At 36.0% G+C, this 15,096-nt stretch carries 15 protein-coding genes; 12 read left to right on the top strand and 3 right to left on the bottom strand.

What is annotated here, in order from left to right; all coding sequences use genetic code 11:
• The first annotated feature begins 56 nt into the window (after positions 1–56).
• Together BLV40_RS18160 and BLV40_RS18155 are read left to right on the top strand one after the other, a co-directional pair.
• Positions 57–587: a YehS family protein gene (locus BLV40_RS18160; protein WP_026592611.1), complete on the top strand. Its 531-nt coding sequence runs from the start codon at positions 57–59 to the stop codon at positions 585–587.
• Between the two features lie 113 nt (positions 588–700).
• Positions 701–1,408, top strand: coding sequence for a M48 family metallopeptidase (locus BLV40_RS18155; protein ID WP_026592610.1), 708 nt, complete (start codon positions 701–703; stop codon positions 1,406–1,408).
• A 337-nt stretch (positions 1,409–1,745) separates the two neighbouring features.
• Here the strand turns inward: BLV40_RS18155 and BLV40_RS18150 are convergent, their stop codons facing one another.
• Positions 1,746–2,441: an N-acetyltransferase gene (locus tag BLV40_RS18150; RefSeq protein ID WP_090692572.1), complete on the bottom strand. Its 696-nt coding sequence runs from the start codon at positions 2,439–2,441 to the stop codon at positions 1,746–1,748.
• A 14-nt stretch (positions 2,442–2,455) separates the two neighbouring features.
• Positions 2,456–3,565: a mandelate racemase/muconate lactonizing enzyme family protein gene (locus BLV40_RS18145; protein WP_090692569.1), complete on the bottom strand. Its 1,110-nt coding sequence runs from the start codon at positions 3,563–3,565 to the stop codon at positions 2,456–2,458.
• 238 nt (positions 3,566–3,803) lie between these two features.
• On the opposite strand from BLV40_RS18145, the gene BLV40_RS18140 reads away from it, so the two are divergent.
• The gene (locus BLV40_RS18140) at positions 3,804–4,910 is read left to right on the top strand and encodes a M20 peptidase aminoacylase family protein (RefSeq protein ID WP_090692567.1); all 1,107 of its coding nucleotides are present in this window, start codon (positions 3,804–3,806) and stop codon (positions 4,908–4,910) included.
• 247 nt (positions 4,911–5,157) lie between these two features.
• Here the strand turns inward: BLV40_RS18140 and anmK are convergent, their stop codons facing one another.
• A complete protein-coding gene (gene anmK, locus BLV40_RS18135; RefSeq protein WP_090692564.1) occupies positions 5,158–6,357 on the bottom strand; it encodes an anhydro-N-acetylmuramic acid kinase AnmK in 1,200 nt (399 codons plus the stop codon).
• A 373-nt stretch (positions 6,358–6,730) separates the two neighbouring features.
• Between anmK and murQ the strand changes: the two genes are divergently transcribed.
• The 9 genes from murQ (at position 6,731) to BLV40_RS18085 (ending at position 14,805) form a co-directional block, all read left to right on the top strand.
• The gene (murQ, locus tag BLV40_RS18130; protein WP_280138911.1) at positions 6,731–7,624 is read left to right on the top strand and encodes an N-acetylmuramic acid 6-phosphate etherase; all 894 of its coding nucleotides are present in this window, start codon (positions 6,731–6,733) and stop codon (positions 7,622–7,624) included.
• Between the two features lie 36 nt (positions 7,625–7,660).
• Positions 7,661–7,972, top strand: coding sequence for a PTS sugar transporter subunit IIB (locus BLV40_RS18125; protein WP_026592604.1), 312 nt, complete (start codon positions 7,661–7,663; stop codon positions 7,970–7,972).
• Between the two features lie 233 nt (positions 7,973–8,205).
• Positions 8,206–9,495 carry a PTS sugar transporter subunit IIC gene (locus tag BLV40_RS18120; protein WP_026592603.1) on the top strand — a complete coding sequence of 430 codons (1,290 nt, stop codon included), beginning with the start codon at positions 8,206–8,208 and terminating at the stop codon, positions 9,493–9,495.
• Between the two features lie 73 nt (positions 9,496–9,568).
• Complete coding sequence (locus BLV40_RS18115; RefSeq protein WP_026592602.1) at positions 9,569–9,853, top strand: hypothetical protein; 285 nt, start codon at positions 9,569–9,571, stop codon at positions 9,851–9,853.
• 39 nt (positions 9,854–9,892) lie between these two features.
• On the top strand, positions 9,893–11,212 hold the full coding sequence (locus tag BLV40_RS18110) for a 6-phospho-beta-glucosidase (protein ID WP_090692559.1): 1,320 nt from the start codon (positions 9,893–9,895) through the stop codon (positions 11,210–11,212).
• Between the two features lie 119 nt (positions 11,213–11,331).
• A complete protein-coding gene (locus BLV40_RS18105; RefSeq protein ID WP_026592600.1) occupies positions 11,332–11,661 on the top strand; it encodes a PTS lactose/cellobiose transporter subunit IIA in 330 nt (109 codons plus the stop codon).
• Between the two features lie 32 nt (positions 11,662–11,693).
• Positions 11,694–12,779 (top strand): DUF871 domain-containing protein, encoded by a 1,086-nt coding sequence (locus BLV40_RS18100; protein WP_090692557.1) that lies wholly within the window; start codon positions 11,694–11,696, stop codon positions 12,777–12,779.
• Between the two features lie 240 nt (positions 12,780–13,019).
• The gene (locus BLV40_RS18090) at positions 13,020–13,916 is read left to right on the top strand and encodes an N-acetylglucosamine kinase (RefSeq protein WP_090692550.1); all 897 of its coding nucleotides are present in this window, start codon (positions 13,020–13,022) and stop codon (positions 13,914–13,916) included.
• 25 nt (positions 13,917–13,941) lie between these two features.
• On the top strand, positions 13,942–14,805 hold the full coding sequence (locus tag BLV40_RS18085) for a MurR/RpiR family transcriptional regulator (RefSeq protein ID WP_090692546.1): 864 nt from the start codon (positions 13,942–13,944) through the stop codon (positions 14,803–14,805).
• Positions 14,806–15,096 lie beyond the last annotated feature (291 nt).

Genomic DNA, 15,096 nt, shown 5'->3' with positions numbered 1-15,096 from the left:
TTAGAGGATAAACTTTAACAGCTGTATAAATAATCAATATTTTAGGAGGACTAACAATGGCAATGAGCAACAACGATATATTAAAAAGAGTAAGATATGCTATGGATATAAAAGATATAGATATGGTAGAGATATTTAAACTTGGTGGCATGGAAGTAACGAAAGAAGAAGTAGTTGATATGCTTACAAAAGTAAAGAAAAGTCCACAACATGAAGCTGAAAATGCGGATGTAGTCGAAGATGATTATGTATTAACATGCGATATGATGATGTTAGAATCATTTTTAAATGGCTTTATTACTTTAAAAAGAGGAAAGCAAGATCCGAAACCGGGGCAACCTGCAGGACAAGCAGCACCTTTACAGGGCAATGAGAGTGCCAATAATCTTCTTTTAAAGAAAATGAAAATAGCACTATCATTAACGAGTGAAGATGTACTTGCTATATTAGATAGCGTGGGTGTTAAGGTGACAAAAGGAGAGTTAGGTGCTCTATTAAGAAAGAAAGGCCACAAGAATTACAAAGAGTGTGGTGATAGATACGCAAGGAATTTCTTAAAGGGATTAGCTGTAAAGTATAGAGGATAAGCATTGTAACATTCATGGTAAAGCAGTAAATGATATAATAGGTAGGGTAGGACGTTTATAGCCTACTCTTTTTTATTTGTAAAATAATAAGAACAAATACGCTAGGTGATGAAATGATACATACATATTTAGGTGAGACGATTAATTTTCATATAAATTATAAGAAGAAAAAATCCGTACGTCTTTATGTAGATTCTTATGGGAATGTTGAAGTGCAAGCTCCGAAAGGGACGCCAGTTGAATATATAATTCAATTGTTAGAGGAGAAATGGGATTGGATTCAGAGAACACGTAAGGAAATGCAGGAGCGAGTGCTTGGACCGCAGGAAAAGGCTTATGATCAAGGAGAGGGTTTTCTGTATTTAGGAAACACATATCCGATACAAATCTCTCAAGATGCAAGTATTGGGCAAGACAATGCAGTGTTTGAAGGTGATAAGCTGCATATATATGTGAAAGAGCTTGAAGATGAGAAAATAAAACAAGCTTTAAAACGGTTTTATTATAAGCAGTGTAAAGCGTTAGTAGAGAAGAGTATTAAATCGTATCAAAGCAACTTTAAAACAAAACCGCGTTCCATCCGTATTTCAGATAGTAACCGTACATGGGGAACTTGTGATTCAAATCTACAGTTAACATTTAATTGGAAGCTGGCGATGGCACCACAGAGGGTGATCGACTATGTAGTCGTTCATGAAATGTGCCATATGGTTCATCTAAATCATGATCGCTCTTTTTGGCGCCTTGTTGGGAAGATAATGCCTGATTATAAGGAGATGGAAAACTGGTTAGCGTTATCAAGTTGGAAGATGACAGTTTAGTGGCGGTTACTATTACTCTAGACATGTAGAGTATATGGCTTAAAATAACGTAGAACCCTAATTTATCCAGCTATTTGCGGGTAGTAATATTTCCGCTTCAAAACTGAGTGAAAGCATCGTCCAGTTCCAGTGGCTAGAATGTTCGGTGGCTTCGCTTCTTCCTGCGAGGTAAAAAAACACCTCTACGTCAGAAGCTCCATCCCCTCACATTCTGGACGAGCCACTTCCACTTTTCTTTAAGAAGTTAGGCGGGAGATAAACTGCCCGTAAAAGCCCGATTGGTGGGGGTTAATAATCAGTGGGGGATGAAGAAGACCCCACTGATTAAAATTTCACTTTATTGTCCAAACTTCACAATAAAATTCTCATCTATTTTCTCCATCTCATACCCACGATACCCCTCCGCAAGTAATGCCTGTTGTTCACTAGTATTATTCATCGGAACGCTTTTAATATCCGTCCAATCTCTTTCCTTATCTTTACGCAACTCCTTTACAAAAACATACCGCATACTACCGCCATACTTCTCCTTCAGCGCCGCAATTTCCATTCCTTGCGCAAATTTATCTTTTAAACTCGGAATGTTAAATGGCGCAACGGTGCAACAAACGTAATCGAATTTACCATCGGCTTGTTGTAACTTTTTCATAATGACTTTCGCTAATATTTTTTGCATGCCATTGCCACGATAGTCAGGGTGGACGTTTGAAATTTCTTGATAGATAACCCGCTCTAATTCTTCATGTGTTAAACCAATATCAAGTCCTAAATGATCCTCATCAATAGGAGGGACTAATAGGGCACGGAATGCGATCAATTGGTCTCCTGCAAAGGCACCTATCATCATGCCATTACTGTTTAATATGTATTGAAATTCTTCTAGTGTCAGAGGCTGCAGACGATCCTTATTTTCTAATGCTTCAATTATGATATCCTGTAATAATAGGATTTCCTCAACGTGATTTAACGATAATGTTGTAACTCGAAAGTTTTGCACATTTTGTTTTAATGTTCCTTCATAAAGAATATCCATGGTGTAGTCCTCCTTTAGCGAACAACGTCTTGAAAGACAGTTAATTCACGTAATGTATCCTCGTTAACCTCAATACCTAATCCTGGCTTTTGGTTTAAACGAATAAATGGTATGTCGTAAGATAAATCTCCAATGTCTTTCGTGAATTTTAATGGTCCGGTCAGCTCAACACTTGTAATAATTTTTTTAGAGAAGGCAACATGAAATCCTGCAGAAGATGCAACAGATGATTCAACCATGGAACCAACTTGACATTCAATACCTGCCATTTCCGCTTGATGAGCGAGTTTCACAGCGGGGTATATACCGCCGCATTTCATTAGTTTTATATTTACCTTATCGACTGCTTCCAGTTTAATAATTTGGCGCATTTCACGAGAGCTTTTTAGTCCTTCATCAATCATAAGGGGGATGTCTGTTTTAGAGCGAATATGAGCCATTGCCTCAATATCATCTGCTACAACAGGTTGTTCAATCCAGTCGATGTTCAAATGCCCTAATGAACGAAGTGCTGTTAATGTATTTGCGCTATTTTTCCAACCTTGGTTTACATCAACACGAATGGCGATATCATTTCCTACACGCTTACGTACAGCTTCAATTCTTTTTACATCTTCTTTTACATTTGTACCGACTTTCATTTTGAAAGATTGGTAGCCTTTTTGAATCATGAAAGCAGATTCTTCTGCCATATCTTCTGGAGAAGCAATGCTTAAGACATGAGTCACAGGGAATTTTTCATGGTAGCGTCCGCCAATTAGTTGATATACAGGTTGGCCAAGTTTTTTCCCCGTTACATCAAAGCAGGCGATATCAATCGCAGCTTTTGCAGTAGGTACACCGTAAATTGTTTGACTCATGATGTCGTGTATTTTTTCGATATTCATTGGGTTTTTCCCAATTAGTGCTGGAGCCAACGTGTGTTTTAAAACATGGAAAGTACTTTCCCATGACTCACCTGTAACGTGATCATCAGCAACTCCCTCGCCGTAACCGATAATGCCCTCATCTGTTTCCAATTTTACGATAATAGATGGCATATCAGGATAAGAGCCATAGCTAATAACAAATGGGTTACGAAGTGGTAAACGAATTGCATAAATGTGAATAGCTGTAATTTTCATTGTATAATTCACGTCCTTTGTGTCATAGATTTAAAGTTATACGTATTCATAAGGAGTTTAGATAAATGATGAGTGGTTTAAAAGAATTTTCAGAATTTTAATCTTAATTATCTTATTATATTTCAAAAGAAATGAAGGGACAATCTCTTGACATTTAAGTGAATATTCAATATGTTTTTCGAAATAGGATTTTTTATAAACGAAAAACTGCTTCGAATTTAGGAAGGAGACTGGAAGGTTGAAAACTTTAGAGCTACAAGAGCGTTTAACAGAAATTTTTCAGCATTTACACGAAAACCCTGAAGTGAGTTGGAAGGAATATGAGACAACAGCTTATATCACTCAATTTCTAAAAGAAGAAGGAATTTCATATAAAACATTTGATGATTGTCCTGGAGTGATCGCAGAGGTTGGGAACGGGAAGCCAGTTATCGCGATTCGAGCTGATATGGATGCATTGTGGCAAGAAGTAGATGGAGAATTTAAAGCGAATCATTCATGTGGTCACGATGCCCATATGACGATTGCGATGGGGCTTATTTTACAATTGAAAAATGCCAGTTGGAAAAGCGGAACAGTTAGATTTATTTTCCAACCTGCAGAAGAAAAAGGGAACGGCGCTTTAAAAATGGTGGAGAAAGGTGTGGTTGATGACGCTGATTTCTTATTTGGTGTTCATTTACGTCCAATTGAGGAATTACCTTTTAAAAAAGCAGCACCATCTATCCGTCACGGAGCAGCAGCCTTCTTAGAAGCGAATATACATGGGGAGGATGCACATGGAGCACGACCGCATCAAGGTGTGAATGCAATTGATGTCCTTTCTATGATTAATATCGGATTAAAAAATATATGGCTATCTCCGCAAAAATCATATTCTGTCAAAATGACGAAATGCCAAGCTGGTGGAGATAATTTAAATATCATTCCAGGGAATGGACAATTCGGTTTAGATGTAAGAGCTGAGAATAATGCATTGCTCGAGGAGTTAATGAAAAAGATAGAGCATGTCATTCAGTCAGCTGAATCAATGGGAACAAAGATTTCTTACGGATGGGTTGATATTGCGCCTGGGGCACAGGTTTCGGAAGAGGCAGAACAAATCATGTGCAAAGGGATTATTGAAATATATGGGAAAGAAGGTTGCGCACCACCGCTTTATACTACAGGAAGTGATGATTTTCATTATTATACAGTCAAGAGACCGCATTTAAAAGCCGTTATGTTAGGATTAGGAGCAAATTTAAAGCCAGGGTTACATCACCCTTATATGAAATTTGATCATGCTTGCATAATGGATGGAGTAGAAATAATGAAGCAAACTGTGTTGAAAGTTTTAAACTAGTATTGTTTTTATTTTTTACATTTGAATCAATTTCATAATTGATCCTTTGCTTTGTTAGAGGCCAAAATTCAAATCGATAGAAATACAAACTAGCACAAATAGTTCCCGGTATTTCTATGAGAAAATTTTTTGAGTATAAGAATGACATTATAATTTCTTTACTTTATCGCGCTATCCCTACTTCAATGACGAGGTAGGGATAGTCTGATTGGTTAGAGTTAAGCATCAGATGGGGATGAAGAAATCCTCAGTTGATGAAATCCCTGCTTTCTTCTAAAGAATTTCTTATCTTAATCCAATGATCTGATGTTGGGAAGGACACGTTCCCAAGAACGACAGCGTTTTTTGCACCTGTAGCATTTGGAACGTTACTTACATTACCATGGTAGGTTTCATTTGCAAGAAGAGCAAACGCTATAGCCTCTTTAGCCTCCGAAGAGTATCCTAATTCCTCTTGGGTGTAAATTTGAATTGACTCCCCAAGTAGTGATTGAATCATTTTCAGTAAAGTTGTATTATAGCTGCCACCGCCTCCAATAATGACTTCATCGATTTTAACTTGTGGAAGGATAAAGTTGCGATAGTTCTCTACAATAGATTGCGCTGTAAACATTGTTACAGTTGCTACTATATCGTGGCTTGAAAGATTATTAAACTTATTTAATAGTTTTTGAACATATTGCTTACCAAACAATTCTCTTCCTGTTGTTTTGGGAGGAGGGCTCATAATATAAGGGTGATTTATGCAGTATGATAGGAGCTGTTCATTTATTTTCCCTTGTTTCGCTAAATTACCACCTTCATCATATCCTATGTTAAACAATTGGCGACATACCTCATCAATAATCATATTTCCAGGTCCTGTATCAAAGGCATACATGTTATCTAGTGAAGATTGCTTAGGTAAAACAGTTACATTTCCGATGCCCCCGATGTTTTGTAACAACCTTCCCTTTGTTTCACTCCGGTAAAGAACATATTCAGTATAAGGTACTAAAGGAGCACCCTGTCCACCCGCTGCTATGTCCATAGTACGGAAATTAGATATTACGGTTGTATTTGTTTCGTACGCAATTACCGAAGGTTCTCCAATTTGCAGAGTTGAGGGGACCAAGTTTTGTTCTTGTAAGGGCTGATGGTAAATCGTTTGCCCATGAGATCCTATAAGATCCAGCTGATCTAAAGGAAATCCGGCTTTTTTGCAAACTTCCTTTGTAGCATCTGCAAATAATTTTCCTAGTTTAAAGTTTAAACTACAAATTAGCTGCACATTAGATGTATCTACAGACAATGACTGTATAATTTCTTCTCTAACATCTTTTGGAAAAGGATGTGTTATAAATTCAATCATTTCTAACTCGGTGTTTAGTTTGCTATTATTCACACGGATAAGCACAGCATCAATACCATCCAATGATGTTCCAGACATTAACCCAACAATGTACATTATCATAACACCTACTTTGCATAGATTTTTTTAATTCCTTGCTAAGCGACAATGGTGATTCTTATAAAACCATGATGAAACTCTAAGTGGAAGTAGTAGTGATTCACCTAAAAAATTGATATTGCCAATGAACCTAATTTTTTTAGAAATGCTTTCTTTACTTAATGGTATACATCCTTTTCTTATTTTTAGTTTATAAAAAATGTAAGCGTTGACAATTAGTTATTATACTCGCTAGTTTTCTAATTGTGTAGATTTTTTGAAATTTTATTTTAAAATTATCTTTGATTATTGAAATTTATTTTTAACGATGCTATAGTCTTATTAAAGAAAGCGGTTTCAAAAAAGCTTTTAGATTACGAATGATAGAAGGATGATTTATATGCTAGAACATTTAACAACGGAAGGGCGTAATGAAAAGACTATATTTTTAGATGAAATGAAAACGCTTAATCTATTGGAGGTGATGAATGAAGAAGATATGAAAGTTGCTTACTGTGTTCAAAAAGAACTCCCTCAAATTGCAAAAGCTGTAGGGATGATTGTTGCAGCGATGAAACGCGGCGGTAGATTAATCTATATGGGTGCGGGAACAAGCGGGCGCATTGGATTGTTGGATGCTGTAGAATGCCCGCCAACGTTCAATACTGATCCTAGTAAAGTAGTAGGTTTAATCGCAGGTGGAGAAAGTGCATTTATTAAGGCAGTTGAGGGCGCAGAGGATAGTTTTATATTAGGTCGTCAAGATTTAGAAAAAATCCAATTAACGAGTAACGATGTTGTAGTAGGCATTGCTGCGAGTGGGCGTACGCCTTATGTTATTGCGGGGCTAAATTATGCAAATCAACTTGGGGCAGACACAGTAGCGATAAGTTGCAATAAGGAATCAGAGATTGGAAAAATTGCTGCAATTGCCATTGAAGTTGTAAATGGACCTGAAGTACTTACAGGATCCACCCGCTTAAAAGCTGGAACAGCTCAAAAATTAGTATGTAACATGCTCTCAACAGCTTCAATGGTTGGGATTGGAAAAGTTTATGGGAATTTAATGGTAGATTTGCAGTTAACAAATGAAAAGTTGGTTGAACGTGCAAAACGTATTGTTATGGATGCCACTGAATGCAGTTATGAAGTAGCAGAAAAATACTTAGTAAAAGCAAATAATCAACCTAAGGTTGCCATTGTTATGATTTTAACAAATGTTTCTTATGAGGAAGCCGTAGAGCGTTTAAACGCAGCAGAGGGATTTATAAGAAAAGCAATTTAAAGCTTCTATATAAAAATATTATGAGGGGGAGTAAAAATGAAAGTATTATTTGTATGTTCAGGTGGAATGTCGAGTGCGATTGTTGTAAATGCGTTGAAAAAAGAAGGGGAAAAGCATGGTCAAAATTTAGAAGTATTAGCTGTTGGTACGCAAGAATTTGATTCAGAGGTTCGAAACGGTTGGGATGTTGCTATGGTTGCCCCACAAGTAAAACATCGATTTGATGGTTTTAAAGCTTCTGCAGATGAAGCAGGAGTCCCGTGTTTAATGATTCCTGCTCGATCATATAGTCCCCTTGGTGGACCTGCTCTATTAAATTTAATTAATGAAATAATACAATCAAATTAAAGTTGTTATTTATTTTGTTATTCGCGGGTAGTAAGACTTCTACCTCAAGAATCAGAGAGGAAAGAGGAAGGTAGGTGAGAGATTACCTACCCGTAAAATCCCGATTGGTGCAGACTCATTGGGGGATGAGAAAAAATAACTGCTGGAAGTTTCACTTTATTCGTTTGTGGATAGTAAAAACATAATCTAGCAAGAAATCTTAACTACTAATCAATCTAAAGGGGAAAATACAAATGAACAAATTTGTAGCTTTTTTAGAAAATAATTTATCGACACCTATGGCTAAATTGTCTGAGCAGAAGCATTTACGTGCGATACGTGATGGTGTAGTTTCTGCTTTGCCATTCATCATCTTTGGGAGCATATTTCTTATCATTGCTTTCCCACCCGTGGCAGCAGATTCCGCAATAGGTCAATGGGCAGCAAAACATATCGCGGAGATTTTAATACCTTATCGATTAACAATGTTTATTATGACCCTATATATTACTTTTGGAATCGGTCATAGTCTGTCTCAAAGCTATAAGTTAGACCCTTTATCAGGAGGATTATTATCGGTAGCTGCCTTCTTATTCACAATAGGCGTAAAAATGGTGAAAGATATAGGTTTTGTATTGCCAATGACAAACCTCGGTGGGCATGGGCTCTTTGTAGCGATGATTGTTTCTATATTTTCGGTTGAAATGATACGTTTATGTAAGACTAAAAATATTACAATAAAAATGCCAGATTCTGTTCCAACGTCCGTATCTCGTTCATTTGAAGCGTTAATACCAGTTACAATCGTACTCTCTATTATGACATTAATTACAGTAGTTGCAGGTGTTGATCTACATTCACTTGTTGATAAAGCTGTTGCACCACTTATTAAAGCTGGGGATACATTACCAGGTGTATTAATTCCAGTCTTTTTAATAACATTTTTCTGGTCATTCGGTATTCATGGTGTATCAGTTGTAGGTGCTGTTGCTCGTCCAGTTTGGGAAGTTTACTTGGCTAATAACTCAGCGGCAGTTGCTGCTGGTGAGACGATCCCTCACGTAGCTCCTGAAACATTCTTCCAATGGTTTATTTGGATTGGGGGATCTGGTGCAACATTAGGATTAGTAATTGCGATGTTATTAACAGCAAGATCTACTTATAGTAAGACGATGGCAAGAGCAACAATTGTTCCAAGTATATTTAACATCAATGAACCTGTTATTTTTGGGATGCCAATTGTGCTAAACCCAATTTTAATTATTCCATTTGTCGTGACACCATTAATTGGTGCAACAATTGCGTATGTCGCGACATCAATCGGATTAGTAAATCCGACATATGTAATGGTTCCATGGACATTACCAGCCCCAATAGGTGCCTACCTTTCAACGGGTGGTGACTGGAGAGCAATTATTCTTGTATTAGTCAATATTACGATTTCAGTTATTGTTTATCTACCATTCTTTAAAATGTATGATCAAAAGCTATTAGCACAAGAAAATCCAACAGAAACAAAAGAGGACACAAACGTAGCCTTATAAAAATACATGAAAGGAGGTTTGGGACTAATTGCTCCAAACTTCCTTTCATATAAAAGAGAGAAGGGAGATAAAAATGAATTCAACATCTAGAATTCACTTTTTTAGTTACAAAAGTGCGTTTCTATTTTTTAGTTTTATTCTTGTTTTTAATCTTATCTTTAATCCTTTAATGAATGCAGTTGGAATAGACAAACGCTTGTCATTGTACCTAGATAATATCTTTGCAATCAGCGCAGGGTTAACTCTTGTTCTTATTTTTGTTGAAGGTAAGTTTAAAAACAAGAAACAAGCGTTAATTTTGTTCTTGTCTTTATTAGTAGCGAGTGCACTAATTTGTTACCCAATTGTCTATGCGTAAATGAAAAAAGTAAGTTATCTAAAATGAGGTGTTAGTGAAATGGAAAAGCGAAACGGAATAAAAATTGCCACAATTGGTGGTGGATCTAGTTACACGCCAGAATTAATTGAAGGTTTTATTAAACGTTATGATGAGCTACCAGTTAGAGAACTTTGGTTAGTGGATATTGAGGCCGGAAGGGAAAAACTTGAGATTGTAGGGAACTTAGCACGAAGAATGGTTGAAAAGGCAGGAGTTCCTATGGAAATTCATTTGACGTTAGACCGCCGTCAAGCTTTACAGGATGCTGATTTTGTGACAACGCAAATGAGAGTTGGTTTACTAGATGCCCGAATTAAAGACGAGCGTATTCCTTTGCAACTAGGGTTAATTGGGCAAGAAACAAATGGTGCAGGAGGCCTATTTAAAGCATTACGAACAATCCCTGTTCTTCTAGAAATCGCAGAAGAAATGCAAGAACTTTGCTCAAATGCATGGTTAATTAACTTTACAAATCCAGCTGGAATGGTAACAGAAGCACTCCTTCGTTACAGCGAGCATAAAAAAGTAATCGGTGTATGTAATGTACCATTTAATATGCACATGTCTATTTCGAACATGTTAGGTGTTGAAATGGAGAGAGTACACATTGATTTCGCTGGATTAAACCATATGGTATTCGGGATACATGTATATGTTGATGATCAAGAAGTAACAGAGAAAGTACTTGAAATGCTAGGGAATCCAGCGATACAAATGTCAATGAAGAACATTGCTCCACTGCCTTGGAATCCAAGATTTTTGAAATCATTAGGCGTAGTACCTTGCCCCTATCATCGTTATTATTACAAAACAAAAAATATTCTAGATGAAGAATTAGAAGCATTTAAATCAGGGAAAACGCGTGCTGAAATTGTCAAGAAATTAGAGGAAGATCTATTTGAGTTGTATAAAGATGAAAAGCTAGACATGAAACCTCCACAATTAGAAAAGCGGGGTGGTGCATACTATAGTGATGCAGCGTGTAATGTAATTTCTTCTATCTATAATGACAAAAAGGAAATTCAAGTATTAAATATTCAAAACAAAGGCGCAATTAATGAGGTTGATTATGATTCAGCGGTTGAAGTGAGTTGTATTGTAACAAAAAATGGACCAGTTCCTTTGACGATGGGGAAATTGCCTATTCAAATTCAAGGATTAATTCAGCAAATCAAATCATTCGAAAGAGTAGGTGCTGAGGCAGCCGTAACGGGTTCTTATGATAAGGCTTTATTAGCTTTAACAATTAATCCACTTATTCCAAGTGATGATTTAGCGGAAGCTGTATTACAGAAGTTATTAGAAGCCCATAAAGAGTATTTGCCTCAATTTTTTTAGATGATTAGGAGAATAATAAATTTAATATGAAAGACAAATTGAGACATGATATTTTCTGAAACGTAACTTCAGTTAGAGAATATTGTCCCATACTTTACTACGATATGGAGTGCTATGATATGTCAACGGAAATCAATAATAACGAAATGGAAATTTTTGAAATTATTTCTCATGGTGGAAATGCAAGAGGTTTAGCTTATGAAGCATTAACAGCTGCAGAGGAATTTGACTTTGAAAGAGCAGCGAATCTTATTAACCAAGCTGCAGAAGAACTTAGCTTGGCTCATAAGACACAAACAAAGTTAATTCAAGCTGAATTGAACGGAATTCCAAGTGAAAAAACGTTGCTAATGATTCATGCTCAAGATCACTTAATGACCGCGATAAGCGAACAAAAATTGATTGAACATATGATCCGTATCATAAAAAAACTGGCGCCACAACAATAATTGGGATGTGGGAGGGTAAAGGTGATGTAAAGATGAGAAAATTAGGTATCTCCATTTATCCAGAACATTCAACCGTAGAAAAAGATATAGAGTATATTGCACTTGCACACAAATATGGATTTAAAAAAATCTTTACTTGCTTGCTGTCAGTAGAAGGTGATAAGGAAAAAATTATGAGGGAATTTAAAGAAACAATTGCATTTGCAAATCAATTAGGTATGGAAGTAATGGTTGATATATCTCCTCGTGTATTTGGAGATTTAGATATTTCCTATAAAGACTTATCATTCTTTGCTGATTTAGGAGCGTACGGAATCCGTCTAGATATGGGATTTACAGGAACTGAAGAGTCCATCATGACACATAATCCCTATAATTTAAAAGTTGAAATTAATATGAGCAATGCAACGCATTATTTAGATAATCTCATTGCTTATAAGCCTAATAAAGAGAATTTAGTAGGGTCACATAATTTCTATCCTCATCGTTATGCGGGATTAAGCTATGCTCATTTTCTAAAATGCTGTGAGCAATTTAAACACCATAATATTCGTACAGCAGCATTCATTAGTTCACAAGCAGCAACTTACGGACCTTGGCCGGTAACAGAAGGTTTATGTACATTAGAAATGCATCGTGAATTACCAATTGTAACGCAAGCCAAACACTTATTTGCAACTGGAGTAATAGATGATGTGATTATTGCTAACGCATATGCATCAAAGATTGAATTAGAAGCCCTCAGTACATTAAACAGTAAATTGCTAACGTTTCATATAGAACTATATGACACAATTACAGAGTTAGAGAAAAAGATTGTGCTGGAAGAATTTCATTTTTATCGTGGAGACGTTTCAGAATACCTTATTCGCTCGACTCAATCACGTGTAAAATATAAACGAGAAGAACTTAAACCAACCTATACCCCTGATATTAGAAGAGGAGACATTTTAATTGAGAATGAGCTATATGGACAATACAAGGGTGAATTACAGATTGCGTTGAAAGACATGGAGAATTCAGGTAAAACGAATGTGGTTGGCCGGATAGTTGAGGAAGAAATTTTTCTCCTTGATTATCTCGATCCTTGGGAGAAATTCCAATTTTCAATTAATTGATTTTATCGAGAAAAACCTCAAAGTAAGGGAAAGGGAAGGGACAGAACGCTCCTTCTCTTTTTATTTATACTGTTATTTACGGACAGTAAGACTCCCACCTCAAAATTCGGTAAAAGCAAAGAAGATAGGTGGGAGATCGACTGTCCGTAAAAGCCCGATTGGTGAGGGCTGATAATCAGTGGGGGATGAAGAAAACCCCCACTAATTAAAGTTTCACTTTATACACAAGGAGGAACCTGTATGAATTATATTATTGGAGTAGACGGTGGAGGTACTAAAACGGAAGCGGTAGCTTATAATTTAAATGGTGAAAAAATAAGTGAAGGTAAAGCAGGGTTCGGAAATTTACTTTTAGATGAAAAACAAGCTATACATAATATTATTAGTGCGATTGAACAATGCTTAGTTCCTTTAAAAAAGGAAGAATGCCAGTATATATGCCTAGGATTGGCCGGGTATGGAGGGGTTAAAAATACAAAAGGTATAAAAGAGGCTCTCTCTGAGGCGTTTCATATTCCGTTTACGATTGTCAATGATGGAATTATTGCACATGCAGCTTTACTAAAAGGGAAAGATGGTATTTTAACAATTTCAGGAACCGGTTCTGTTAGTATTGGAATTCATAATGGTATTGAAAAATTAGCAGGTGGTTGGGGACATATTCTTGGAGATGAAGGAAGTGGGTATTGGATTGCTATGCAGGCTTTTATTAAAATGACGCAAGAGGAAGATGGGGAAGGGAATTATAGTGACCTAACTAAGTTGGTACTAACAAAACTTGGTTATCAGAATGTACTAGAATTAAAAACATTTATTTATTCCTCAACTAAAGCGGATATTGCGTCATTTGTTCCAATAATCGTTCAACAAGCAAAAGCAGGAGATGATTTTGCAGAGAATATTCTCAAGCAAGCGGGCTATCACCTTGCCAAGACTACGCTTGCTGTTTGGAAGAAACTAAATTTTGATAACGATGTTACAATTGCTATTAAAGGGGGTATATTAACTAATATACCGTCTGTACAAACCGCCTTTATTGAAAATATTAAACAAGAAAAACCGAAAGTCCAATTTATTTTAGAAGATGTATCATCTACATTAGGGGGATATTATTTAGCTCTGAAATATATGAGTTAATTAAAAGGTAAGGGAGCCATTCAATATGCATGTTGTAAATGTATTGTTAAAAATCGAGAGTTTATTACATCAATTACCAAAGTCTGAAGGGAAAATAGCACAATATATTTTAGACAATCCTCAAGAAGTGATTAGAATGACTATACATGAATTAGCTGCGCATGCTAATGCTAGTAGTTCGGCGGTCACTAGACTTTGTCGTTCTATCGAAATTGCTAGTTTTTCGGAGTTAAAGGTATCTCTATCATCGTATATCTCACAACCAGAGAAGAAAGGTTTTTATGATATTGAACCAAATGAAACAATAGCGGAAATTAAAGAAAAAATAGTTTCTAACTCTGTACAGGCGATACAAGAAACAGCGATTTATTTAGATGAAGTTATTCTTAATCAAATTGTTGAAACTATGAGAAATGCTGATGTTATTTATGTCTATGGATTAGGAGCTTCATGGCTTGTTGCGGAAGATATTACTCATAAATGGTTACGTTTAGGAAAGATTGTAAGTGCAAATCAAGACGCACATATCATGGCGACAGCACTTGCTGCATCCACAAAAAATTGTGTTTTTTTCAGTATATCTAATAGTGGAGAAACTGAAGAAGTACTGCAACTTGTTGATATTGCTAAAGCATCTGGTATTCAAACAATTGGATTATCACGATTTGGTAATAACAGATTAACTAACAAAGTCGATATGTCTTTGCAACATGTTCGTGCACCAGAGGCAAAATTTCGTAGTGCAGCAACTAGTTCGTTATTCGCACAATTTCTGACTATTGACATAATCTTTTATGCATATGCATCAAAATATTATGATGAAAATATTAAAGAAATTGAACGTTCAAGAGAATCAGTATTAAGATTCACAGGAAAAAAATCCTTCTAAGATATAAAGTGTAATAAATCTCATTACAAATTATTTACCTGTGATTTTTGCTGCGTAGTTATTGAACTGTTATTTAAAGAGCCTATGTCTATTTAAGATAAGGCTTTTTTCTTTGTATAACTTTTACTATTAGAAGAATCATAGCATCGCCATCAAGACAAGATTTTGAAGTACTTTCGATAGGAGGTTCGATGATCAAGATAGAAAAAACGTTTGGAATCGTCTTATTAACTCTAAATCATATAATAGGCATAGAGGAAATTAACGGCTTCTCTTGTTTTTGGTTTGTGT

Origin of the sequence: Bacillus sp. 166amftsu, assembly GCF_900107445.1 — a bacterium.
Taxonomy (GTDB): Bacteria; Bacillota; Bacilli; order Bacillales; family Bacillaceae_G; genus Bacillus_A; species Bacillus_A arachidis.
This window is presented reverse-complemented; position numbering and strand designations above follow the sequence as displayed.

What these genes read in the sequence shown, in the direction of transcription:
- BLV40_RS18150 (WP_090692572.1), bottom strand. Translation starts at nt 2,441, where the DNA reads ATGGATATTCTTTATGAAGGAACATTAAAACAAAATGTGCAAAACTTT.
- BLV40_RS18105 (WP_026592600.1), top strand. Translation starts at nt 11,332, where the DNA reads ATGTCAACGGAAATCAATAATAACGAAATGGAAATTTTTGAAATTATT.
- murQ (WP_280138911.1), top strand. Translation starts at nt 6,731, where the DNA reads ATGATTTATATGCTAGAACATTTAACAACGGAAGGGCGTAATGAAAAG.
- BLV40_RS18090 (WP_090692550.1), top strand. Translation starts at nt 13,020, where the DNA reads ATGAATTATATTATTGGAGTAGACGGTGGAGGTACTAAAACGGAAGCG.
- BLV40_RS18155 (WP_026592610.1), top strand. Translation starts at nt 701, where the DNA reads ATGATACATACATATTTAGGTGAGACGATTAATTTTCATATAAATTAT.
- BLV40_RS18085 (WP_090692546.1), top strand. Translation starts at nt 13,942, where the DNA reads ATGCATGTTGTAAATGTATTGTTAAAAATCGAGAGTTTATTACATCAA.
- BLV40_RS18100 (WP_090692557.1), top strand. Translation starts at nt 11,694, where the DNA reads ATGAGAAAATTAGGTATCTCCATTTATCCAGAACATTCAACCGTAGAA.
- BLV40_RS18145 (WP_090692569.1), bottom strand. Translation starts at nt 3,565, where the DNA reads ATGAAAATTACAGCTATTCACATTTATGCAATTCGTTTACCACTTCGT.
- anmK (WP_090692564.1), bottom strand. Translation starts at nt 6,357, where the DNA reads ATGTACATTGTTGGGTTAATGTCTGGAACATCATTGGATGGTATTGAT.
- BLV40_RS18125 (WP_026592604.1), top strand. Translation starts at nt 7,661, where the DNA reads ATGAAAGTATTATTTGTATGTTCAGGTGGAATGTCGAGTGCGATTGTT.
- BLV40_RS18110 (WP_090692559.1), top strand. Translation starts at nt 9,893, where the DNA reads ATGGAAAAGCGAAACGGAATAAAAATTGCCACAATTGGTGGTGGATCT.
- BLV40_RS18160 (WP_026592611.1), top strand. Translation starts at nt 57, where the DNA reads ATGGCAATGAGCAACAACGATATATTAAAAAGAGTAAGATATGCTATG.
- BLV40_RS18120 (WP_026592603.1), top strand. Translation starts at nt 8,206, where the DNA reads ATGAACAAATTTGTAGCTTTTTTAGAAAATAATTTATCGACACCTATG.
- BLV40_RS18115 (WP_026592602.1), top strand. Translation starts at nt 9,569, where the DNA reads ATGAATTCAACATCTAGAATTCACTTTTTTAGTTACAAAAGTGCGTTT.